This window comes from Sporolactobacillus kofuensis (assembly GCF_024125425.1).
GTDB classification, from domain to species: domain Bacteria; phylum Bacillota; class Bacilli; order Bacillales; family Sporolactobacillaceae; genus Sporolactobacillus; species Sporolactobacillus kofuensis.
This window is the reverse complement of record NZ_JAMXWN010000002.1, coordinates 54,405-74,486: the sequence shown is the minus strand read 5'-3', so window position 1 is coordinate 74,486 and position 20,082 is coordinate 54,405. Positions and strand designations below refer to the sequence as shown.

Genomic DNA, 20,082 nt, shown 5'->3' with positions numbered 1-20,082 from the left:
TCATTTACCTCCTTTTGTGTCATAACTAATCTTTGGATTAACAACTTTGTAGAGAATATCTACTGCCAAATTAATCAAAACATAGAGAACTGCTAGGAAGATGACACTCCCCTGGACCACGATATAATCGCGTTTATTAATTGCTTCAACAATCAGTTGACCCATACCCGGCCAGCTGAATATTGTTTCAGTTAATACCGCTCCGCCAAGCAATGAAGAAACCTCCATACCGGCCACCGTTAGAATTGGGGTGAGTGCATTCTTAAATCCATGTTTCATTACAACAAAAAAGTGTGAGACACCTTTAGCCTTTGCAGCCGTAATATAGTCCTGATTCATCACTTCCAGCATGCTCGCACGTGTAATCCGCGAGAAATTCGCCATTGGAATCGTCGAAAGTGTCACACTTGGTAAAATTAAATGCGTAATGAACGCAAGTGCACCATCTCCTGACGAAGCCATTCCTGTTGCTGGCAACCACCCAAGCGTCACACTGAATAAGAGAACAAGCATCAGTCCAAGCCAGAATACCGGGATGGAGATTCCAAACAACGAAGTCACGGTAAATAAATAATCCATCCATGAGCCCTTCCGCGTTGCGGCAATCACGCCCGCAGGTATGCTGACGAGCAAGGCAATGAAAAATGCACAGAACGTTAGGATTAATGTATTTGGAAAACGTTCCAAAATAAGTGTCAAAACGGGTTGCTTATAGGCAAAGGATTGGCCGAGATTGAAATGAATCAAATCATTTAAATACTTGATAAATTGGACAAACACCGAATCATTCAATCCGAGCTGTTCTCTCAGCCGATGGACATCCGAAGCGCTCGCCTGTGGTCCAAGCAGAACACTCGCCGGGTCACCGGGGATCATCCGGGTAATGATAAAGACAATAGCAGCAACGATGAACAGTGTCGGGATTAAATTAATTAATCGTTTAATAATAAATTTAAGCATAGAACTCATTTCCTCCCCCAGATATCTGATCATGGGATTGTTGTTGTACATTCACCGTCTAAAGCAAATTATAAAATTGTGCCGATACAATCTGTATCAGCACAAGAGTAAACACTAACTGCCGTTATTATTTGCTTAACCAAGCATTAGTCTGATCACTGGCAATCGTTATCGAACTATCTGGACTGATCGTAAACCCATGAACCTTCTTACTTGTGCCATAGACAACATCCTGATCAAAGAGATTCACATGCGGAATATCTTTATTAATGATTTCAAGTGCTTGTCCATAGATCGCTTTTCGTTTTGCTTGATCTGTTGTATCTGCAGTGGCCTTCGTGAGCAATTGATCGAGTTGCTTGTTCTGATAACCACCACCGTTACCAAGTGAACCGATTTGTTTTGAATCGAACATCTGGTAGAGGAAGAAGTCAGGATCCGGATACCAAGACCAGCTCATGATATACATTGGTGCTTTTGCTTTTGATACAGTATCACTGAATGTGCCCCATTCAACCGTTTTAATCGAGACATTAATTCCAATTTTCTTCATTTGTGATTGGAAAATAGTCGCAATCGGAACGCGTGCTGGCACAACATAGACATTGGTATTAAATCCATTTGGATAGCCCGCTTCTTTAAGTAACTTCTTTGCCTTTTTCACGTCAACAGTCGTTTTATTTTGATCTGCTAACTTCTGGTCATAGCCCCATGAAGCACGTGGAAGAGGAAGATCTGCTACTTTTGCGCCACCGTATTTAAATGAGCCCTTGAGCAAGTCTTCTTTATCCATTGCCAGTTTAATCGCTTGACGTACTTTTAATTTCTTCGTAGGACCACTCTTAAAGTTGAAGGACAAATAGGAAACTTGAAGACCTTGATCCGACACAAAGTTAAGATTTTTATTCTTTTTAATTGTTAAGATGCTTGGTCCTTGCAAGTTCGTCGCAACATCAATATCACCAGATGCCAGAGAATTAGACATTGTATTCGGATCACCGATAATTGCGAACTTCACAGCGTCAAGATGAGGTTTCGGTCCCCAATACTTGCTGTTGCGATCAACAAGAACATAGGAATCAGCTACCCATTTCTTAAATGTGAAGGCACCTGTGCCAACAGGGTGCATACCGAATTTGTCGCCCCATCCTTTAACTTCTTCCTTCGGCACAATCGCATTCCCCATATCTGTCAGCATTGGCAAGAATGCTGCATAAGGCGTATCAAGATCAATCTTCACCTGATGATTGTTAATCACCGTAATTTTCTTAATATCACGGATTCGGTGCATTGCCGATTGGTTCAAGGAACGCTCTAAAGAATATTTAACATCAGAAGCAGTCATCTTTCTGCCCTTTTGAAATTTTCCTTTTTGAAAATACACATTGGTCCGGAGATTAAAGGTATACGATTTATTATCTTTGGAGATTGTCCAGCTTTTTGCTAGAGAAGGAACAATCTTTGAATTATCGTTGTTATATTTCACCAATGTATCAAAGATACTCCGCATCACATTTGATTCATAAGTTGACGTATAGCCAATTGGGTCAAGCGAAGCAATATTTGATGACAAACCAATTTTCAGTGTTCCTCCATCGACCGCTTTGCCAGAGCCTGATGAAGTTGTGTTCGTACCACAGGCGGTAAGTGCTAACAGACAGGCAACAATAATCAACGCAAAAAACTTTTTCAACAAATCCCCACTCCGTTTCACTATATGTAATTTTCTTTCACATTATTAAATTAAAAATAATATACGACATTTAATGTATTTAGTCAATTTGTTTTTTTGAATTTATTCCTTATTGGGTTAATTTTCTGATTAGTATTAGTGTTGGTGTACATCATTCATTTGTTGTTTGTATCCTACCCAGAAGGGCGGACGCTCATCATGATTGCCAAGATTGGCAAAGCCAAACACCCCAAGCATTTCCTTTTTTCCTTAATCAGTTTTTTCAAAGCTCTATAATCTTCAGCAGACCCTTCATGAATTAAATCACCGCTGATCACAAAACTGCTCTCACTAATTGCTGTAAGTTTTCAGAAAAGAATGGTCTTTTGAGGCCATCAATCATCATGATTCGTATTATCCAGAATGTGGGAAAAGTAGCTTTTTTGATGAAGTAGCGATGAATTAATCTGATTATCATCATCATCATCCAATTAAAGTATTAACTTGTTTATCACCCCTTGTTTCAACACAACTCGTTTTCTATAATTAAAAAATGGGCTATTTGTTTTCCCAAAAAAGATTGTGATTTAATCGATGATCTACGAGGAAGATCAGGCATTAGCAATCTAGTCATAGCTTTTCCATTCTTGTTCATGAGATTATGGGCAAAACTATTTTACTGACTCCAAAAACTACATTTAATTCTTCATAAAAACATCGGAGGCATCATCAATGCAGAAGGCAAAATTTATTGTTCCCGCATTAATTAGTAGCGCTGTTTTTTCAGCAACTGCCCACCAAGCTTATGCAGCTACCGGAAAAGATCTTGTATCAAATTCCATGAAATACCTCGGCATTCCTTATAAATACGGAGCGGCCGCATATTCAACGCAATCTTTCGACTGTTCATCGTTCACTCAATATCTGTTTAAAAAAGTGTACAAAATGACGCTACCTCGAACATCGACGCTACAATCTCAAAAGGGATTAGCCGTGAACAAGGCAAATTTAATTAATGGCGATCTACTCTTTTTCGATACCTCCGGTGATGGTAGCATTGACCATGTCGGAATCTACATAGGAAATGGAAAAATGATCAGTTCAGAGACATATGTTGGGGTTCATATCACAAATGTATTCAGAGGTGGAGGTTCGGAGCATTATTGGAAACCCCGTTTTATTAAAGCACGGAGAATCAACCCAACACCAACGGTTTCGGAGTTATCTTATCAACCACCTACGAAGTCAAAAAGTAGTACATCAAAATCAACAACGAAGATCACTTACACCGTTAAGCGTGGCGATTCGCTATCTAAAATAGCGAACAACTATCATACAACAATCACGAAATTAAAATCACTCAATAAGTTATCTTCTAATATGATTCGTGTAGGTGAGAAACTAACGATTTCATCCTTCAGTACGTCAACGCCAAAAAAGTTGAGTGTTAAACCAGTCCTTAAGAAGTCCGTTTCAAAAACGAGTACGAAGCATACGGTTAAATCCGGCGAATCCCTTTGGGAAATTGCAACACTGCACGGCACAAGTATTAATAAATTGATGAAAAAAAATAATTTGAGTTCTACGCTTATCTATCCAGGTCAAAAAATATATATTTGATGAGCGAATTTAAAAGCTAAAGTCGCTTATAAGAATCGAACACCACTCGGTTAACAGCCGGGATTTTTATTACATCGCAGGCTCCCATGTATCAAACATATATTAAAGGTTGGCAAAATTAACGTAATAATTCGTGAAATTCCTGGTTACATAATAATCGATTTAAAAAAAGTAATCGGTCCTAATTCCTACCACTTAAAAAAATAAAAACTTCTTTAGAAAGTGACCTGTGATGGACAAATTACCTATTAATAAAGTTATTAGTATGCTAAATCAAGGTCGAGAAGTTGATCTCGTGTACCAGGGCACATTATATCAAATCTCTCACACGAATAGGCTAACGTTAATTGCCAGTATAGATGTCCAGAAAGAATATAAATCTACCGAAGATCTCTTTCGTCACTTTAAAATAGACGGTAAAACATTCGCTGAGATTTGGGACAAAATTGAAATTGACCATATTTTTTAGGCAACAAAAAAGACCCGAACCCATTTCAGTAATGGATTCGGGCATTTTTTTATCGATCCCAATATCTCAGAGTTTTTAAATTGCTTACTTCTGGGATAAGTTTTTATTTCTCCCTACTTTTACAATGATTCCTTCACTACTTTGCGTTCAAATGGATCTGAACTTATGCCTTCTGCCACAATTTTTTTCGCCCATTCTTTTGCTGAGAAGAGTGAGTGATCGCGATAATTGCCGCAACTTTCAATTGTTGTTCCTTGAACATCGTCCCATGTCGCTTCGTTCGCGATAAATTCCAGAGAGCCTTTCAGCGCTTTTGCAACGTAAATCGGATCGTGCTCCCCCCAAAGAATCAAATGAAATCCGGTCCGACAGCCGAACGGCGAGCAGTCGATTACTCCTTCAAGCCGATCCCGTAGCAAACTGGCAAGCATATGTTCAATGGTATGCAGCCCGGCTGTAGGAATCGCATTTTCGTTGGGCTGCACAAATCGTAAATCATAATTTTGAATCAGGTCGCCTTTAGGTCCTCTTTGTGTCGTAATTAATCGAACATAGGGAGCTATCACTTTCGTATGATCAAGAGTAAAACTTTCAACCTTTGCCATAATTAATCTCCTCACCTGTCTATATTTTTTTATAAACATTAATGCCCCTAATTTCTAGGTACTATTTCTTGCATGATAACATAAGACCTATGCTTAATACTTGAAGGCAGGAACATAAACACCATTGTAAAGATTTTTAATTTTATTTCCGACCGATGCAGTATGGTAAGCTTGCACAACTTTCTTATAGGTGCTGTTATTCTTATCAGCCGTCCGCGCAACAATGACGTTAATCCACGGTTTATTATTCGGATCATTGAGATCAGGTTTAATGCGATAAATCGAATCAGTTACCGGGTTCATTTTATTATCAATAATAAAGTTACTGTTTGTTATGCCCGCTGCAAAATCCGGGAGCAGACTTGGAATCTTGGCTGGATCCACTTCGACAATTTTCACGTGATGCTTATTTTCTGTAATGTCTTTCACAGCCGGGGAGTATCCTTTACTTGGATCAAGTTTGATCAAGCCTGCACTCTCCAGAACTTTAAGTGCTCGTCCTGCATTGGTAACATTGTTAGGAATAGCAATTTTATCACCGTTTTTAATCTGACTGAGACTTTTAATCTTTTTTGAGTAGACATTTAAAGGAACAATGTATGACTGACCGATGACGGTAAATTTATAGCCCTTTTGCTTTTCTTCCTGATGCAGGAAAGCATTATGCTGAAATGCGGTGAGATCAAGTTCTTTATTGGCCTGGGATTGGTTGGTAATGATACCGTCAGTGAACTTGACAAGCTTTACCTGAATGTTTTCTTTTATTAAGTTCTTATTGACTTGCGCCCAGATGGGATCATCACTATTGCCGACAACCCCTACTTTCACTTCTTTTACTTTATTAGTGCTGCTGTTTGATGCTGATGAACTGCATGCCGCAAGCACCAGAGCAAAACTGAGGATAACGATAAAACTGCTTAATTGGAAAATCCTTTTCATGATAAATGCCTCCTAATGAGTGGTTTTTTTAGAAATTAATGTACCTATTATTTGAACGATGCTAACAAAAATGAGTAGAACAATAATGGATACATAAGTAGCATCTAATTGATTTTGCTGATAACCGTAACGGATCGCAAAGTCCCCTATTCCTCCACCTCCGACAACACCGACAATCGCAGTCAGTCCGATAAGACTAATGATGGTGATGGTTGATACTCGCGCAATGGACGAGATTCCTTCTTTCAAATAGACGGAGATTATAATTTGAAATGGCGATAAGCCCATGGCAATCCCTGATTCAACCAATCCCTCATCCACTTCATTAAAAGCAGATTCGATCTGCCTAGAGAAAAAAGGTGTAATTCCGATGATGAGCGGAAATATAGTACCCTGTACACCGACAGCCGTCCCAGAAATCAATCGAGTAAGCGGGATCAGAGCCGCAATAAGAATAATGAATGGAATCGAACGGAACAGATTGATTACTTTATCAAAGAAATTAAAAACGAATAAATTCTCTAAAATACCGCTTTTTTTCGTAGATATAAGCGCAATGCCGATAAATAAGCTGAGCACAAAAGAAATCAGCCCTGATAGGAAGACCATCTGCAGTGTTTGAGCAATCGATAGATAAAATTCATCCATGACTTGAGAGACATTTGGAAGAAAAAATTGTATCAAGTTATCCATGATTCAACACCTCAATAGCCACATGCTTTGGTATTAAGTACTCGAGCGCATGATCAATAGTCGACTTCTGACCACTTAAAATAATAATGAGTCCACCAAGCGGATTATCGTTCAAAATTTGAATATCACCAAACACAATATTGGCATCGACATTATAAGTTCTCGAAATATAAGAGATAAGCGGTTCGGAAACACTGTTTGTCGTATAGCTTATTTTCAGCAACAGCTGTCCCGGTTGCAGCCGGACAACTGGAGAGTTTGTTTCAATTAATGTCTTCACACTGCTCAGTGCAGACGTCGTTTCAATAAATGACTGTGTCAATTCCTGCTGCGGATTGGAGAAGACGGAATAAACATCGCCCTGTTCAATAATCTTCCCTTTATCAAGGACTGATACCTTCTGACAAATTTCCTTGACAACAGACATTTCGTGAGTAATCACCACAATCGTTAAGCCTAGTTCTTTATTCAATCTCTTCAATAAATAAAGGATTGATTTTGTTGTTTTTGGATCCAAGGCGCTTGTTGCTTCATCACACAACAGGATTTTCGGATGATTCACTAGTGCCCTGGCAATGGCCACGCGCTGTTTCTGTCCGCCGGACAACTGAGAAGGATAGGCATTCCTCTTGTCCGGCAAATTAACAAGTTGCAGTAACTCGGTAATCCGCTTATTAATCTGCTGCTTTGACAAACCGCTATGTTTCAAAGGAAGCGCAATATTATCAAAGACTGTTCGGGAAGGCATGAGATTAAACTGTTGAAAAATCATGCCGATTTTTCTCCTTATCGATCTCAGTTCCCGTGCTTTTAATCCGACAATATTTTGGCCTTCAAAGAAAATACGACCTTCAGTTGGCTTTTCAATACCATTAAAACATCTAACAAGCGTCGATTTTCCAGCTCCACTATAGCCGATGATGCCGAAAATCTCTCCCTTTTCTATAGAGAGATTCACATCTTTTAGTACAGGATGAGCCTTTTTATCTACGGTAAAGACCTTAACTACATGGTCCGTACGTATGATTTCTGATGTTGACACGGCTTCGTGCCTCCTTTCCTATGTTTTCTAATTGAAATACTTGGTTTTATGGTTTATTATTTCTTCGCCAAATAGGCCTGTGTGCACAACTCAAGCTGTTGGATCGCTTCAAAAACAGTTGCCTCGTTCACTTCAAAGGGAAGCAAATGGATCGTCTTATCTGGGCTTACAGAAAAAGCTGCTAACTTGTGAATATCTTGTATAGAACACGCCTCAAGATGCAGATCCTGAAGATTCGTCGGCAACTGAAGCTGCTGATAAAATGGCAGAAGCTTCAGTATCTCCTCCCATTTTTTTTCAAGGGCTAATTGAACCAAGACCCCATAAGCAACCTTTGCGCCATGCAGGAGATGAACGGTTTCTGGGAAATAAGTCAACGCGTCATGGATGGAATGCGCTGCGGTCGCGCGTCCGTATTCGTCCCCGAAGCCACCCACCAGACCACCGGCAATAATATTTGTTTCCATCACCAGCTGCCAGGCGTTGGATAAAATGCCCCGCTTCATATCATCTACAGCTTGTATTGCATATTTTAGAGGGATGTCGTGACAGATTTTTGCCGAATCACGCGCATATAAAAGAGCTAGATGATTGGTGCCAATATGTGTAAGCAGACTGTCGGATTCATACCATTTGGCCAACGTATCGGCGATTCCGGCGATAAAATAGTCCACCGGAGAGTCTAGGATGACTCTAGGTTCAATAAGCACAAGACTAGACTGTCTTGGGTAAAGTTCATGTCCGATAGAAATGCCGTTTTCCTCATAAAGAACACTGAGCGCAGACCATGCAGCGCAGTTACTGGCCATTGTCGGTAGAATTATCAAACGACAATCACCTGATTTAACGGCAGCCGCTTTCGCTGTATCAATCACCTTTCCACCACCAAGACCGATGATCAAATCAATGTCTAAATTTTTGATTTCTTGAATGACTCGATCAATTTCTTTGTGCGAACATTCACCGCTGAATGTCATTTGAAACACATCAAATCCTGCTTGAGCAAGATTTGGGAAATAAGGTGCTGCCTTACGCCATGACTTGATGCCATGAAGAATAAGGAGTCGATTAGCTGACAGCGACTTAAGAAACTCCGGAAGATAGTCATATGCATCTTTTTCAGAGAGATATTGTTGCGGTCCCACCCTAGAAACAACATGAAAAGACATTATACTGAACTCCTTTAACGGCAGGATGAGAAAATACTGCCCGCCTTTAATTCATGGTCATACCGCCAGTCACATTAATCGCCTGACCAGTCATATACGAAGACAGCGGACTGGCTAGAAACAGAGCTACATTTGCTACATCAGACGGAAGGGCTGTTCGCCCCAGCGGGACTTGTGAACAATCTTCTTGGTAGATCTCTTCTGGCGTCATGTTTCTGAGTTTGGCACCGTCAATCCGTTCCCTATGCTTCATACTCGTTTCCACTATGCCGGGACAGATCGCATTAACCAGAATCTGCTGAGGCGCTAATTCGATAGCCATAACCTTCGTAAATCCGATCACTGCGTGTTTTGAGGAGCAATAATTTCCCATACAGCGATATCCGTTTTTCCCAGCCTGGGAGGCAATATTAATGATCCGCCCCTCAATTCCCCTTTCCTGCATCTGGCGGGCAATCGCCTGTGATACCAGAAAAGTTCCTTTGGCGTTTACCTCCATAACTCGGTCCCAATCTTCTTCCTTAATGTCAACCGCATAATCCATTGTTGAGATCCCCGCGCTGTTTACAAGAATGCTAATGGGACCCAGCAGATCAGCTGCTGTCTTCACCGAATGCTCAACATCCTTTTTATTTGTTACATCCAGATTAAGATGAACATGACGATCTGATTTCTGCTCCACCTTTTTTTCAAAGGCGACATCAGCTACAGCTACTCCGGCACCGGCTTCAAGAAATAATTCAGCAATTTCCTGGCCGATCCCCGAGCCGCCTCCTGTAATAAGTACATTTTTATCTGTTAAGTCGATTGTTATCATTTTTCGCTTTCAATCTCCTAACCTATTTGAATAAGTGTAGCGCTTCAATACGCTTAACAGCCTCAGCCAGCACTTCCTCACTGTTTACCAAACTGATTCTGATAAAGGAATCGCCTTTTTCCCCAAATCCGATTCCTGGTGCAACAACAATATGTGCTTTCTGAAATAACAGTTCTGAAAAAGACTGGCTATCATAGCCTGCAGGGACCCTCAGCCAAGCGAAAAATGTACCGGGCGGGGAAGCAACCTTCCAGCCAATACGCCGTAATCCATCAATGAGCACATCTCTTCTTCGCTGATAGATACGTAGGAGATTAATCGCACATTTCTGCGATGATTGCAATGCACACGCTGCAGCGTCCTGAACCGCACCAAACACCGTACTGTAGGCATGTGTGTGAAATTTGTTGAAAGCCTTTATAATCGAGGCATTACCTACCGCAAAGCCAAACCGCCATCCTGCCATATTATATGTTTTCGACAGAGTATACACTTCGACAGCAACGCTTTTCGCATGCTTTGTTTGCAGAATGCTCAACGGCTTGTTTTGATCAAAGCCGAGCGAAGCATAAGCAAAGTCATTAATGACCGGAAGACGATGTTCTCTGGCAAAATCAATCGTTTTTCGAAAAAAGTCCTTGGTTGCCAATGCCCCAGTAGGATTATTTGGATAATTGAGCATGAGAAGCCGCGCCTTTTTCAATACATCCCCTGGGATGCATCGATAATCCGGAAGAAAACGATTCGATTCCTCTAGCGGAAGGGCAAACGTTTTCGCCTGTGATAGAGTGGCCGAGGAATAATAAATTGGATAACAAGGATCTGTAATCAGCATATAATCTCCAGGATTAAGCAGCACTTGCGGTATTCCAGTAATACCGATGTGAGACCCATGAAAGATAGCTATCTCATTGATTGGGTCTAAGAGCACTCCATACTCTTTTTTATAAAATTCGGTAATCGCTAATCGCACGTTTTCCTTACCGAGGAAAGGTGGATAAGCATGATTTTTCGGTTGATCCACAGCTGCCTTAAGGGAAGCAACAATGTGCTCAGGCGTCGGCAGATCCGGATTTCCCTTGGAAAGGTTAATGAACGGCAACCCTGTTTGTTCTGATTCAGCTAATTTATTGTCCAACCGATCAAAAAAGTTAACAGATAGCTTCTGGGCACGTTCAGAAGGTTGAAAATAAACCAAATCGTCTCCTCCTTAAATCCTCCAACACTACATCCTATCTTCTTTCTTAATTCCAAAAACCAATGGTGCGAGCTGTTCAAGATATGTGGCATCCGTGGAATCAAAGTTATTGAATAATGGACTGTCTAAATCCAGAACACCAAAGAATCGATTGCTCTCCGGCCAAAAAACTGGAACGACAATCTCTGAATTCGAACGCGCATCACAGGCGATATGCCCAGGAAACTGATGAACGTCAGGGACGATTTCCGTTTTTTTCGTAAAGGCCACTTTACCGCAAACTCCTTTCTGAAGCGGAATATGCATACAAGCAACCCTGCCTTGAAACGGTCCTAAGATTAATTCATCGTTTTTCCAACGATAAAATGTTGTTCCATTCAACCCGGGCACTCTCTCGAAAATAAGTGATACCATATTGCTCATATTCGCGACTAAATCCAGTTCCTCATCAAACAAGGCTTGTAACTGTTGAATCAAATCACAATATACTTTCTCTTTCTCCATGACCTCACCTCAACTGTCCTCCAGATAAAAACAATAAAGAAGCCGAAACTCCTCTCTTATTGACTAATGATTATTCATATACATAATTCTTATATGTTAACTTGGAATTATGTATCATTTTATCGTCGTAGGCGGATTAAATGCTCTCTCTGATATATCACCTCTTAATAAAAAAATTGCCTTCTTTGAGATAAGAAGACAATTGTCGCTTTCATGATTCATTGGATGAATTGTTTCTCTTATCTTTCAGAATAAATCTGCAGGAATTAACACCATGCGTTATACCGCTGGTTGTTGGGTTTCATTGGGCCAGTCCCTCCACCACTCTTGATAAGAAGATGACTATTAAATTATCAAAGTAATTCTATGGGGATTATTGTATATTATATTGCTTACAAGTGCAACACTTTTTTATCAAACTTACACTGCATGCATACGGCATCTGCATCTGTGCGTTCGCCGACTTGATCTACAAAACTCACCAGCTCCTCTTCAGACCAGTAGCTTGTCTTTTTCGGTCCAATTTCCTTTTAAAAATGCAAGTTAGTTGTTTCTCAGATTTCATCTCTACTTATCTGGCAGCAGGGTTTTGAGCATAGCCTTGTCCCATTTGCCCGTCTGCGCATTATAGATTCCAAAATAAGATGCAAGTTCCCAGTACCCCCAACTGAATCCAAAGTGTTCGGCCTGCTCGCGTACTTCTTCCGTCCAGCGAAGTCTCGATTCATAGGGTGCTTGATTGTTCGCACCGAACTCCCCAAGATAAACTGGAACATGATGCTGATCCGCCCACCTTTTGACACGGGCAAACCGTTCGTGTATCTCGCTAACTTCCTGGTTTGTACCCGTCCATTGAATATCATGATACTGTGAAAACCCTAAGTAAGGATTAGCCTGGAAGGTGAAATTATTGGGTTCATAATAATGAAAGGAGACGATCAGATTCCGGTCAGTCGGTATCTGGAGCGCATCAAGACGATACAACGAGTAATAATTGTCTGGGCCAACAATGATTTTACGCGTTGGATTTGTTTTTCTGATGATATGGATGGCTTCCCCCAAGTACTGATTCCACAGCCCTCCATTCAGATTATCTTTCGGTTCATTCAGTACTTCGAACAGGAGATGCGATGAGTAATTCTGATAACGCTCGGACAATTGTTCCCAGATGCTCAGGAAACACGCGTGATACTGCTCCGGATCCTGCATGATTTCCTCGAAATGATGAAAATCAAGGATCACATATAAATGTTGCTGCAGCGCATCCTGGAGGTAGCCATCCAACTTTTTCATAAAAGTCGGATCGAGCGCGTAATTCGGATTATCTTTCGCATAATCTGAAAATCGGACCGGTAATCGGACAGCATTAAACCCCGCTTGCTTAATCGCCTTAAAATATTCAGACTTCATCTGAACATCCCAAGGCGTATAACGCGGTGCATCCAGTGCATTTCCTATATTCATAGAACAAAATCGAACCATTTGCTTGCCCCCCGAACTTCTTTGCTGAAGATAAGGAATGAGTGATGAAATCAGAACGATGACAATAAAAATGAGCGTGAACATAATAAGTTTTTTCTTCATCGCTTGAACCCCTCTGGCATGTTTCATCGAAGCTTTTATTAAAAGTTTTTCCGGCAACTTGGACATGACTGATCAAACCGTGAACACGAACGCAACACTGTATGTCCTATATCTATCCCACTAACAGGAGAATAATGCATCCTAACTGAAGACGTAAAAAGCAAAACCCATCATTTGCGTAGCCTAAAATCTTCCACTTGTGTTCACCATGCACCGTTAGTCTGCTTTTGTTTTCAATAAAGATTTGATCGGATTATTCCTATATCGGTACATACGACAAGCAAATTTAAAATGGTACAAAAAAACACGATCCAACAGCACCTACTTATCTATGAATTGCGCATAAAAAAAGATCCCTGCTCGACTCAAAACCGAACAGGAATCAATTTATATCGCGTTTATTTTTCTTCAGTTAAGACTCATAAATTAATTAAACACAATCCCACCGTCGATCAGTACAGACTGTCCGGTCATGTAGTCGGAATCGCTCGACGCCAGGAAGGAAACAAAGTTGGCGATATCTTCGGGCTCTTCGCTCCGTCCAAGGGCGATACTTTCGATCGCCTGCTTGAATGCTTCACCTTTCTTGATCCCTTGATAGTTCGTCATCACATCATCAATCCGCTCCCACATGCCGGTGCCAACGATGCCCGGGCAGTACGCATTGACGGTAATATGATCTTTGGCCAGTTCCTTTGCCGCAGCCTGAGTAAAGCCACGCACAGCAAACTTAGTTGCCGAGTAGAGCCCCATCATCGGGAAACTCTGATGTCCGGCAATACTGCAGGCATTGATAATCTTGCCACCGGTCGACTGCTTTTTCATTTGTTCCGCTGCTGCCTGAATTCCGTATACCGTGCCATAGACATTGACTTTGAACAACAGATCCAGATTTTTCTCTTGCAGGCCAATCACCGGACCGACATGGGCCACACCAGCATTATTCACGAAAACATCGACACTGCCGAATGTATCCGCCGCATGCTGAACGAGTGCTTTCTGATCCTCGAATTTGGTGACGTCGCTGACGAGCGACGATACCTGGTAGCCGGCATTTTTGAATTCATCAACTGCACTTTTGAGTACGGTTTCATTGACATCGCTCAGGACAACAGCAAATCCGTCCTTGGCCAAACGTTCTGCAATGCTCTTTCCAATCCCTTGCCCTGCGCCTGTGATGACTGCTGTACCTTTCGACATAATTCCAACCCCCCTGGTATAGATCCTAAAGCGGTATAGCGCAATCGAGCGGTATTAAACTCCTGGATGGATGATCGTTTAAACAGCTTATTGTCCGGAATGCGCTTTCATCATTGTAAATGTATATGCTTGTATCAATTAGTTATGTCACGGTAAAAAACATATTTACCAAGCGTTTAACGTGAGTTCGCATGTGATCAAACGAGTCTATTCCCTTTCTGAGTACGGATGACCACTGCAACCGGAACATCTAGTCATAGTTTTAATAAAAGCAGCGTTACGGATCATCGGAGTAATCAAGTAAAGGAAGGCGGAGATTCCCGGTTTCACTTCCTTAATCCTGAAAACAATGGACTTCTACGATTAGTGCTGATCAAGCCAATCCAGTGCAGTCACAATCTCCTCGTCCCACAGATCCCAACTATGTCCACCTTCTCGATCTTTAAAGAAATACGGTAAATCAGTTGCCTCCATGCGCTCTTTAAATGCCAGATTGTCCGGATAAAGCGCATCTTCTCGTCCACAAATCTGCAAGAAGGACGTGCCACTCGTTAATGGAGATCTTTGATCCAGAAGATGGTATAAATTGTTTGGTGATGTTCCAAATTCCTGCGGTGAACCGAAAATCAAGTGAAATTCTTGATCCCGAGCCTTACACTCTTCCCGCATTCTGGTGACATCAATCGCCGGAGACAGCGCAAACACTTTTGCAAAGCTTTGCGGCTCAGATAATCCCCATTTTAATGCACCATATCCGCCCATAGATAGCCCGCCAACATAGGTGCTTTCCCGCTGTTGATTGATCGCAAAAAGGGCGTGAACAATCGTTGGAAGTTCTTTTGTCAGAAACGTCCAGTACTTACCGCCGCTTTGCATGTCTGTATAATAGCTCCGATGCACATTCGGCATAAAAACAGCCAGATTTCTATTTTCCACATAGCGAATAATCGAAGAGCTTTGAATCCATTGCTTGTCATCACCAAAAAGACCGTGAAGTAAGTACAATACCCGCAGATTGTTTGAACGTTCGCGTGGCAGTATCGCTTGAAAAGTTGTTTGAAAACCAAGAATTTCCGAATCATAAGCTACAGATAGAACAGCCATGCTTTCACCCGATTTCTTTTCCAATTATTTCATTCCGGAAACGTTAAAACCTTGCAAAATGTACTTTTGAAGTGCCAGAAACACAATCACAATTGGAATGACCATAAATGCTGAACCCGCCATCTGCAAAGCATAATTACTGGCATGCTGTCCCTTAAGCAAAGCGAGACCGACAGACAGCGTGTAGTACTTTTGATCGTTCGCAATAATCAATGGCCAAATAAAAGAATTCCAACCTGCAATAAAAGTTAAGATCCCCTGAACGGCAAGCACCGGCCGAGAAATCGGTAAGATGATTTTCCAAAAGATATAAAACTCACTGCATCCATCAAGACGGGCAGCTTCAATAATTTCATCTGAAATGGTTGACATAAATTGGCGGAAAAGGAAGATGCCAAATGCACCGACCATACCTGGAAGCGCAATTCCTAATAATGTATTCGTCAGATGAGCCATATTCAGTAGTAGATACACCGGGATCATCGTCACCTGACCAGGAATCATCATGGTCGCAAGCACAAGGTAAAATAAACTATTTTTCCCCTTGAACCGATACTTGGCAAATCCATAGCCAGCTATGGCATTAAGAAACATGCCCACAAATGAGAACAACACGATAATAATTGTATTTTTAAGATAAACAAGAAAGTCCATTTGCGTAAAAAGGGTAATAAAATTATCCAGTGTAAATGACTTTGGCCATATGGATGGCGGAATCTGGAGAATCTCCATATCCGTTTTCACAGAGGACAGCAGCATCCAGATAAAAGGTAAAACCATCAAAATGCCGCCGACAACTAAAATGATGAGCACGATGAATTTCGATAACTTACTGTGCTGGATGGATTCATTCAATTTTCTTCACCCCTATTACATCTGATTATCCTGTTGCTTTCGCTGTCCTCGGAACTGAATCAACGTCACAACAATAATAATGACAAACAAGATCATTGAACCAGCGGCAGCATAACCGAATTTACTGAACTGGAACCCATTTTGGTAAATAAACAAGGCAATGGAATTCGTACTATTCAATGGACCTCCGCTCGTCATGACCAAAGGTTCTTCAAAAAATTGCAGCCATCCGATTAACGTGGTCACCGTGACAAAGAAGGTTGCAAACCGAAGCATCGGAATTGTGATCTTTGTCAGTCTCTGCCAGCTATTGGCGCCATCAATCTGAGCCGCTTCATAATAGGCTTTCGGAATTCCCTGCAGTGCTGCTAGAAAAATGAGCATATTGACACCAATGGCACGCCATAGTGCCAAAATAATCAAAGAGATTTTTGCTATGAACGGATCCTGTAGCCACGGTACCGGGCCAAGGTGAACAAACTGCAGCATATAGTTCAACAGACCAAATTGAGGATTGTACAAATAATTCCACACCACAGCAACCGCAACAACATTCGTGATGGACGGCGCATAGAAAATTAACCGAAAGAGTCTGAAAATCCAGCTGTCACCAAAATTAATTAATAAAGCGATCCCCATGGAACAGGCAATAACGAAGGGCACACCAATGACCACATAAAAAATACTGTTGCCGATCGATTGTAGAAAAGCCGGATCGTTAAATAAATTCACGTAATTTGAGAGCCCAATGAAATGGATTTTCGACCAATCTGCTAGGCCAGTTATATTGATATCTGTGAAGCTAATGATCAAGGAGATGATGATGGGAACGATTGAAAAGATCAACAATAGAAATAATGCAGGCGTGATAAATAGATATGGACTGTTTTTATTCAGAAATGTTTTCATCCGCGATGTCCCCAATCTAATAATGAAGGCATGTCATCCTTCCTTTGACATGCCTCAGTTATTTGATTATTTATTATCCAATATTTGCTGAGCACTTGAATTATATTGATCCAGCGTTTTCTGGACATTTGCACCGGTTCGATAGATTTTTTCCCAGCTCTTCAAATAGCCTTGGGCCATCTCTTCAAACTGTGGAACCAGTGGAAGCGGTTCTGCTGTTTTTGCTTGTTCACCAAACGCTTTGTAGAACGGATTATCCTTTAACTGATTGCTGTTCCACGCTGAGCTAACGGCCGGCATATCCGTACTGATTTTTAGCCATTTGAGCTGTGTCTCTTCACTGCTCAGATAGTTTAATAACTTAGCAGAATTCGCTTTGTTCTTTGAATACTTGAAGATGGTCAGATCAGCGCCGCCCAGGATGGATTTGTTGTTATCTTTGCCCTTAGGTAGTACTGCTGTTGCCCATTTACCTTTGACATCGGGAACCGTTGTGTTGATCGTCTGAATGTTCCATGATCCACTGATAAACATTGGGACAAAGCTCTTTCCTCCAAAAGATTGAGTCAGATCAATCCCAAGGTCCGTCTTCGGCGTTGCACCTTGTTTAATAAATTTATCCATGTAAGTGACCGCATCAACAAAGGCCGGTTGATTGAATTGTGTTTTGCCGTTTTCAATTAGGTTCGAACCATTTTGCCGAGCAAACATGAACGCTGTGCTCTGTTCTTTAGGATCGATATTAAACCCGTAGTATCCTTTCCCTCGTTTTGATAACTTTGTCGCCGCATCAAGCAATTCATCCCATGTCTTCGGCGGTTGAGTGTACCCAACTTTCTTCAGGAGGTCCGTTCTATAGAATAAGACACGTGTATCAATATACCAAGGAGCACCATAATACTTGCCGTTGTACTGTGCTGTTTCTACGGATCCTTTAAAGAAATTGCTCGGTTTCAGGTTCGGATTGTCTTTGAGATAAGGCGTCAAATCCGCGAGTGCACCCGCTTTTGCAAATTCAGGCATCCAGGAAGATCCCATCGTGATTACATCCGGACCTGATTTGGAAGCAACCGCCGTGAGCAGTTTATCATGAGCATTCGCCCAAGGAATTGCCTGAACATTAACATTTATACCGCTCTGTTTCTGAAATTTAGCAACAAGATCTTGAAAAGGCTTGGGTTGATCGCCAAAGAACCAAACCGTGATTGTTTTCTTTGTCGTTCCAGTTGATGAAGAAGAACACCCGGATAAAGCAAATGATAAAATGAGTAAAAGAGAAACAAAGATAACTGCAATACGTTTACCAGCTTTATTCATTGAACAGCACCTCCAAGAATTTTATCGAAACGTTTCTATATGCATTATAGTATATGTTGTAACCGTTTTCAATAATAACTAGTTTATTTTTATTTTTCTAATTATGCAGGTCCCAAATGGTTTAAGCGTTTACAAGTTTTCGATGTTTTTTTATACTATATCTAGTGGGTATACGTACACATCAACAGCAGGCGTAGTAAATGACCAAACAAGGGGTTAGTACATATGGCTGGAATCAAGGATATTGCAAAAAAAGCCGGCGTTTCCATATCAACAGTATCATACGCTTTAAATGGTAGTCCTAAAATTCCAGAAAACACACGAAAAAGAATTCAGGAAATTGCGGACAAGCTTAATTACATACCAAACCGTGCAGCGCGCACGTTGAGAAATCAAAAGACACAAACAATCGGTGTTTTTCTAGTAAATTACGGGGGTCACTTTTACAGTCAGATGATTGACGGCATGAACACTATGCTTGCATCAGCGAATTATGATTTAATTGTCTGCTGCGGTACACGTACACATCACTTTATCCCTGAAAAGATGATTGACGGAGCGATTATTCTGGATAACAGCTTTGAAACAAGTGAAATTCTGAAGTACGCACAATCTGGAAGCAAAATGGTTGTTCTTGATCGTGTTCTGCACCACCCGAATGTCAGCCAAGTGCTTCTCGACAACAAAAAAGGGATTTGGTCGGCGCTTGATCATTTGAAAAGTTCTCCCTCATATAACACGCTTTATCTTCTCACTGGACCTGAGGGAAACTACGACAGTCGAGAACGGATAAAATCCGTCACTATGTATCTTGAAGAGGCAAATTACGCAGGAAAGCTCACCATTCTCCAAGGAGATTTCACAAAGAAATCTGGAGAACGTGCAGCTAAGCAAATTGAACGTGAACTCACAAATGAACCGATCAGTATTCTCTCGATGAATGACGAAATGGCATTTGGTCTCTATGAACAGTTCAGCGAAAAGAAACCAAGCATCGGCAAAGATATTTCGATTATCGGATTTGATAACGATATACTCTGTAATTATCTGTCACCAAAACTGACCTCAGTCAGTTATTCAAAGTATGAATGGGGCTATCACGCTGCAGAAAAAATGCTTGATCTGATCAATGGGGATAAATCTAAGATTCAGATGATTCCAACAGAACTTGTGACTCGAGATTCTGTGCTACTGTAATTCACTTTTTATTCACCAAACTTGTACTTCAAAGACACGCCCAGTTGCTCCCATCAACTGGTGCGACTGCGGACGATCGGGACCCTCCTCGGTAATACGCTATCTGTGGTCTCTGGCTCGCATCAACAGATCCGGCCCTGCAGGAGTGTCGCACGCCCGTGATTAAACAAAAAACATGGCAACAGATCGCCGGGCATGAACGTTCCCTATTAAAAAAAGAGATGTGGT

Annotated in this window: 18 protein-coding genes and 1 riboswitch; of the genes, 2 read left to right on the top strand and 16 right to left on the bottom strand. The window is 41.3% G+C overall.

Annotation, left to right across the window (positions count from 1 at the left end):
* A complete protein-coding gene (locus NIE32_RS01870; protein WP_253052441.1) occupies nucleotides 1-960 on the bottom strand; it encodes an ABC transporter permease in 960 nt (319 codons plus the stop codon).
* 127 nt (nucleotides 961-1,087) lie between these two features.
* Entirely contained in the window at nucleotides 1,088-2,653 is a 1,566-nt protein-coding gene (locus NIE32_RS01865) for an ABC transporter substrate-binding protein (protein WP_253052439.1), read from the bottom strand.
* Between the two features lie 711 nt (nucleotides 2,654-3,364).
* Here NIE32_RS01865 and NIE32_RS01860 point away from each other — a divergent pair.
* Nucleotides 3,365-4,252, top strand: a complete 888-nt coding sequence (locus tag NIE32_RS01860; RefSeq protein WP_253052437.1) for a C40 family peptidase — start codon at nucleotides 3,365-3,367, stop codon at nucleotides 4,250-4,252.
* Between the two features lie 588 nt (nucleotides 4,253-4,840).
* Here the strand turns inward: NIE32_RS01860 and NIE32_RS01855 are convergent.
* From NIE32_RS01855 to NIE32_RS01790, 14 genes are all read right to left on the bottom strand, one after another.
* Nucleotides 4,841-5,326, bottom strand: coding sequence for an S-ribosylhomocysteine lyase (locus NIE32_RS01855; RefSeq protein WP_253052435.1), 486 nt, complete (start codon nucleotides 5,324-5,326; stop codon nucleotides 4,841-4,843).
* A gap of 93 nt (nucleotides 5,327-5,419) precedes the next feature.
* Entirely contained in the window at nucleotides 5,420-6,265 is an 846-nt protein-coding gene (locus tag NIE32_RS01850; protein WP_253052433.1) for a MetQ/NlpA family ABC transporter substrate-binding protein, read from the bottom strand.
* 12 nt (nucleotides 6,266-6,277) lie between these two features.
* Complete coding sequence (locus NIE32_RS01845; protein ID WP_253052431.1) at nucleotides 6,278-6,958, bottom strand: methionine ABC transporter permease; 681 nt, start codon at nucleotides 6,956-6,958, stop codon at nucleotides 6,278-6,280.
* A complete protein-coding gene (locus tag NIE32_RS01840; protein WP_354326847.1) occupies nucleotides 6,951-8,000 on the bottom strand; it encodes a methionine ABC transporter ATP-binding protein in 1,050 nt (349 codons plus the stop codon). The genes NIE32_RS01845 and NIE32_RS01840 overlap by 8 nt, the downstream gene beginning before the upstream one ends.
* Before the next feature lie 56 nt (nucleotides 8,001-8,056).
* A complete protein-coding gene (locus NIE32_RS01835) occupies nucleotides 8,057-9,169 on the bottom strand; it encodes an iron-containing alcohol dehydrogenase family protein (protein ID WP_253052429.1) in 1,113 nt (370 codons plus the stop codon).
* 46 nt (nucleotides 9,170-9,215) lie between these two features.
* Nucleotides 9,216-9,986: an SDR family NAD(P)-dependent oxidoreductase gene (locus tag NIE32_RS01830; protein WP_253052427.1), complete on the bottom strand. Its 771-nt coding sequence runs from the start codon at nucleotides 9,984-9,986 to the stop codon at nucleotides 9,216-9,218.
* A gap of 22 nt (nucleotides 9,987-10,008) precedes the next feature.
* Nucleotides 10,009-11,184, bottom strand: coding sequence for an aminotransferase class I/II-fold pyridoxal phosphate-dependent enzyme (locus tag NIE32_RS01825; RefSeq protein ID WP_253052425.1), 1,176 nt, complete (start codon nucleotides 11,182-11,184; stop codon nucleotides 10,009-10,011).
* A gap of 27 nt (nucleotides 11,185-11,211) precedes the next feature.
* Nucleotides 11,212-11,688, bottom strand: a complete 477-nt coding sequence (locus NIE32_RS01820; protein ID WP_253052423.1) for a GAF domain-containing protein — start codon at nucleotides 11,686-11,688, stop codon at nucleotides 11,212-11,214.
* A 236-nt stretch (nucleotides 11,689-11,924) separates the two neighbouring features.
* A riboswitch (SAM riboswitch) is annotated at nucleotides 11,925-12,025 on the bottom strand.
* Nucleotides 12,026-12,255: 230 nt separating this feature from the next.
* On the bottom strand, nucleotides 12,256-13,272 hold the full coding sequence (locus tag NIE32_RS01815) for a glycoside hydrolase family 5 protein (protein ID WP_253052421.1): 1,017 nt from the start codon (nucleotides 13,270-13,272) through the stop codon (nucleotides 12,256-12,258).
* Nucleotides 13,273-13,698: 426 nt separating this feature from the next.
* A complete protein-coding gene (locus NIE32_RS01810) occupies nucleotides 13,699-14,472 on the bottom strand; it encodes an acetoin reductase (RefSeq protein WP_253052419.1) in 774 nt (257 codons plus the stop codon).
* A gap of 363 nt (nucleotides 14,473-14,835) precedes the next feature.
* On the bottom strand, nucleotides 14,836-15,600 hold the full coding sequence (locus NIE32_RS01805; RefSeq protein WP_253052417.1) for an alpha/beta hydrolase: 765 nt from the start codon (nucleotides 15,598-15,600) through the stop codon (nucleotides 14,836-14,838).
* Nucleotides 15,601-16,431, bottom strand: a complete 831-nt coding sequence (locus NIE32_RS01800; protein ID WP_253052415.1) for a carbohydrate ABC transporter permease — start codon at nucleotides 16,429-16,431, stop codon at nucleotides 15,601-15,603.
* A gap of 15 nt (nucleotides 16,432-16,446) precedes the next feature.
* Complete coding sequence (locus NIE32_RS01795; protein ID WP_253052413.1) at nucleotides 16,447-17,340, bottom strand: carbohydrate ABC transporter permease; 894 nt, start codon at nucleotides 17,338-17,340, stop codon at nucleotides 16,447-16,449.
* Between the two features lie 66 nt (nucleotides 17,341-17,406).
* Nucleotides 17,407-18,657 (bottom strand): sugar ABC transporter substrate-binding protein, encoded by a 1,251-nt coding sequence (locus NIE32_RS01790; protein ID WP_253052411.1) that lies wholly within the window; start codon nucleotides 18,655-18,657, stop codon nucleotides 17,407-17,409.
* Between the two features lie 225 nt (nucleotides 18,658-18,882).
* Here NIE32_RS01790 and NIE32_RS01785 point away from each other — a divergent pair, with 225 nt between their 5' ends.
* A complete protein-coding gene (locus NIE32_RS01785; protein ID WP_253052409.1) occupies nucleotides 18,883-19,854 on the top strand; it encodes a LacI family DNA-binding transcriptional regulator in 972 nt (323 codons plus the stop codon).
* Nucleotides 19,855-20,082 lie beyond the last annotated feature (228 nt).